This window comes from Photorhabdus sp. P32, assembly GCF_038085095.1.
Taxonomy (GTDB): domain Bacteria; phylum Pseudomonadota; class Gammaproteobacteria; order Enterobacterales; family Enterobacteriaceae; genus Photorhabdus; species Photorhabdus luminescens.
This window is the reverse complement of sequence record NZ_JAZGJN010000149.1, coordinates 1-3,820: the sequence shown is the minus strand read 5'-3', so window position 1 is coordinate 3,820 and position 3,820 is coordinate 1. Positions and strand designations below refer to the sequence as shown.

Genomic DNA, 3,820 nt, shown 5'->3' with positions numbered 1-3,820 from the left:
ATGAAATAGTTTACATGTAATTAATTGTTTTTAAATTAATGTATGTGAAAATATATACTAGCATGTAGAGATTTATAATATAGAATAACTTTTCACAATGATTTAACAATCATAAATTAACTGCAAATAAAACATTAATAACTCATTGTTCAATAAAACAATCAGGATATAAAAAATATTAATTTTTTCTTATCGAATAACTATTTGGTGAACCTAAAAATTATTTTTAACGAGGATATGTATATGGAAAAAGAGCCAATTAATACATCAAATCCAGATAATACCGAATTATCTATCACAGACGAATTAGAAGCCGAAAATTCACCTATCGCGGTGTCCGGCATTGTCTCAGTGACGAATACCTATAACGGTCGACTAGAAGTTTTTGGTGTAAGTACTGATAACGCAGTATGGCGCAATGGACAAACGACACATACAGGCTCTTCTTGGACCGGCTGGACCTCACTCGGCTTAAAGGCGACCAGCAAACCTGCCGTTCACATCAATACAGACGGCCGATTGGAAGTATTCGCACGTGGCGCCGATAATGCCCTGTGGCATAACTGGCAAACCGTCCCCGATGCCGGTTGGTCAGGCTGGCAATCTTTAGGTGGCGTGCTCACCAGTAACCCTGTGGTATCCGTCAATTCCGATGGTCGGCTTGAAGTCTTTGCCCGCGGCGCCGACAACACACTTTGGCACATCTGGCAAACCGCCCCCCACTCCAATCCGTGGTCAAGCTGGTATTCTCTGGGCCAAGTGATCACCAGTAACCCGGCAGTCCATATCAACTCTGACGGTCGGCTGGAGGTTTTTGCCCGCGGTGCCGATAATGCACTCTGGCACATCTGGCAAACCGCTCCCCATACCGGTTCTTGGTCAAGCTGGCAGTCATTAGGCGGCACCATCACGAGTGATCCAGTGGTCATCCGCACCATTGACGGCCGACTAGAAATATTTGTACGCGCCATCGATAATGCACTCTGGCATATCTGGCAAACCGCTCCCTATTCTAGCCAGTGGTCTAACTGGGCCTCATTGGGTGGTACTATCACCAGCACACCAGCGGCAATAAAATACTTCAACAATCAGCTTGTCGTCTTTGTACGCGCCATCGATAACGCACTCTGGCACATCTGGCAAAATGATACCCATTCCGGTTCATGGTCCAACTGGGTTTCATTGGGAGGCGTACTTTCCAGCGGCCCAGAAGCCGTGGAAAACTCTAATGGTCAACTTGAAGTCTTTGTACGCGGTGACAACGCACTTTGGCACATCTGGCAAATCGCCCCCGATAAATGGTCTAACTGGACTTCCCTTGGCGGCACCTTAATCGACGCTTCCGTGATCAAATAATCTGGCAGGAGCTAGATTCGCACAATATACGCATACACGTAATTTTCTGGCCCGATGCATTAGAGAAAACATTCACTGTGCTGTATCGGGCCAGTATTACCTTATTTGCTGGAGTTAATCCAACAACCAGATGACGAATTATGTATTTTCATAACTATCATCAGATATTTTGAAAAAAAATAAAATAACGGTGAAAAAAGCAGACTTAAAATAGAAAACAAATAAAACCTTAAAATAAGAAAATAAAAAAACAGTTTATATATAATTAATGTTTTTTATACACTTGCATTTAAAAATACATATTAACATATATAACCCCACAATATAAAATCACATTTTCATGATAAATTGAGAATTATAATTTAACGTCAAACAAAATATTACTTACTCATTCTATAAATAAGAATATACAAGATGCGATCGAGAATACTAATGTTAAATTAAATATATTTCTTATTAAATGACTATTTACTTAAAAAGGATATCTATATGAAAAAAGAATCTATTAATACACCAGATCCAGATAATGCCGAGTCGTCTGTTGCAAACAAAGTAGAAATATCCAACGAAATTTCTTGGACCGCACTACCCGGCGTTATCTCAGCAGCAAACAATGCCGATGGTCGGCTTGAGATTTTCGGTGTGAGTACCGACAATGCTGTGTGGCACAATTGGCAAACAGTACCAAACACCGAATCTTCCTGGTCTGGTTGGCGCTCGATGAATGAAGGAGCAACCAGTAAACCCGCCGTTTACATTAATTCAGACGGCAGATTGGAAGTATTTGTCCGTGGCTCCGATAATGCGTTATGGCATAACTGGCAGACCGCCCCCGGCGCCAGTTGGTCAGGCTGGCAATCTTTAGGCGGTATCATCACTAGTAACCCTGTGGTATATGTCAACTCAGATGGTCGGCTTGAGGTCTTTGCTCGCAGTTCCGATAACGCTCTCTGGCACATCTGGCAAACCGCTCCCCATGCCGGTCTGTGGTCTAGTTGGCAATCACTAAATGGCGTGCTCACCAGTGATCCAGCGGTATATATCAACGCCAGTGGTCTGCTTGAGGTCTTTGCGCGCAGCAACGATTACTCTCTCTGGTACATCAAGCAAACGACTTCTCAGATTTATCCTTGGACAAATTGGCAGTCACTGAGTGGTGTGATAACTAGCAATCCGGTGGTGATCAGCAACTCTGATGGTCGGCTTGAAGTTTTTGCACGCGGCTCCGATAACGCTCTCTGGCACATCTGGCAAGTCGCGCCTAATGAAGGTTGGACAAACTGGCGCTCACTATCTGGCGTCATCACCAGCGACCCAGCGGTCCATATCAATGCCGACGGTCGGCTTGAGGTCTTTGCGCGCGGCCCCGATAACGCTCTCTGGCATATCTGGCAGACGGAAGCATCTGGTTCATGGTCTGAATGGACCTCATTGTCTGGTGTGATTACCAGCGCTCCTACGGTAGCGAAGAATTCTGACGGCCGGCTTGAAGTTTTTGCACGCAGTTCCGATAGCGCTCTCTGGCATATTCAGCAAACTACATTATTATCGTGGTCCGCTTGGGCACCCCTCGGCGGCATCTTCATTGATGCTTGATCAGTTAAATAATCTAGCAGGATCAGCTTCGCACAAGACACACATAATTTTCTGGCCTGATGCATTAAAGAAAACATTCACAGTGCTGCATCAGGCCAGTAGTACCTGATTTGATGGAATTAACCCAATATTCGACATACAAGCCAGATATTCACTCTATCTAACTCCCGTTATTTATGATAAAAATATATTTTTCAAATATAAGTAAAATGAAACCTTAAAACAGAGAAACAATTTATTTATAATTTATTATTTTTGAATGGTTGTATGTAAAAATATATATAAACACATGAGACTTTATAATGTAGCATCACACTTATTTGACACTTTACGGCTCATAAACCAGTATCAAATAGAATATTCATTATTTCTCTAAAAATAAAAGTGAGAATATTAACTCAACAAATTAAACATCTTGTTTATTAAATAAATATTTAGTGAATCTGAAAAATTATTTCTAACGAGGATATATATGCAAGAAAAATCTATTAATATACCAAATCCAGATAATGCCGAGTTTCCTGTTACAAATGAGCTAATACAGCTAAAAACCGAAAACTCATCTATCTCGATGTCCAGCATTGCCTCAGTGACTAACAAACCCGCTGTTTCTCGTAATTTGGACGGCCGATTGGAAGTATTCGTGCGCGGTGCTGATAACGCGCTCTGGCATATCTGGCAAACCGCGCCCAATTCCGACTGGTCAAACTGGCAATCTTTAGGGAACACAATTACCAGTAACCCTGCCGTATATGCTAACGCCGATGGTCGCCTTGAAGTCTTTGCCCGCGGCGCCGATAACGCGCTCTGGCACATCTGGCAAACCGCGCCCAATTCCGGCTGGTCAGACTGGCAATCTTTAAAGAAC

2 protein-coding genes and 1 pseudogene are annotated in these 3,820 nt (G+C 42.7%); all 3 read left to right on the top strand.

What is annotated here, in order from left to right:
- The first annotated feature begins 243 nt into the window (after positions 1–243).
- Positions 244–1,356: a hypothetical protein gene (locus V2H77_RS01035; protein WP_341497314.1), complete on the top strand. Its 1,113-nt coding sequence runs from the start codon at positions 244–246 to the stop codon at positions 1,354–1,356.
- Between the two features lie 489 nt (positions 1,357–1,845).
- Complete coding sequence (locus tag V2H77_RS01030) at positions 1,846–2,952, top strand: hypothetical protein (protein WP_341497313.1); 1,107 nt, start codon at positions 1,846–1,848, stop codon at positions 2,950–2,952.
- 472 nt (positions 2,953–3,424) lie between these two features.
- Positions 3,425–3,820: pseudogene (locus V2H77_RS01025) on the top strand (hypothetical protein); the annotation flags it as partial.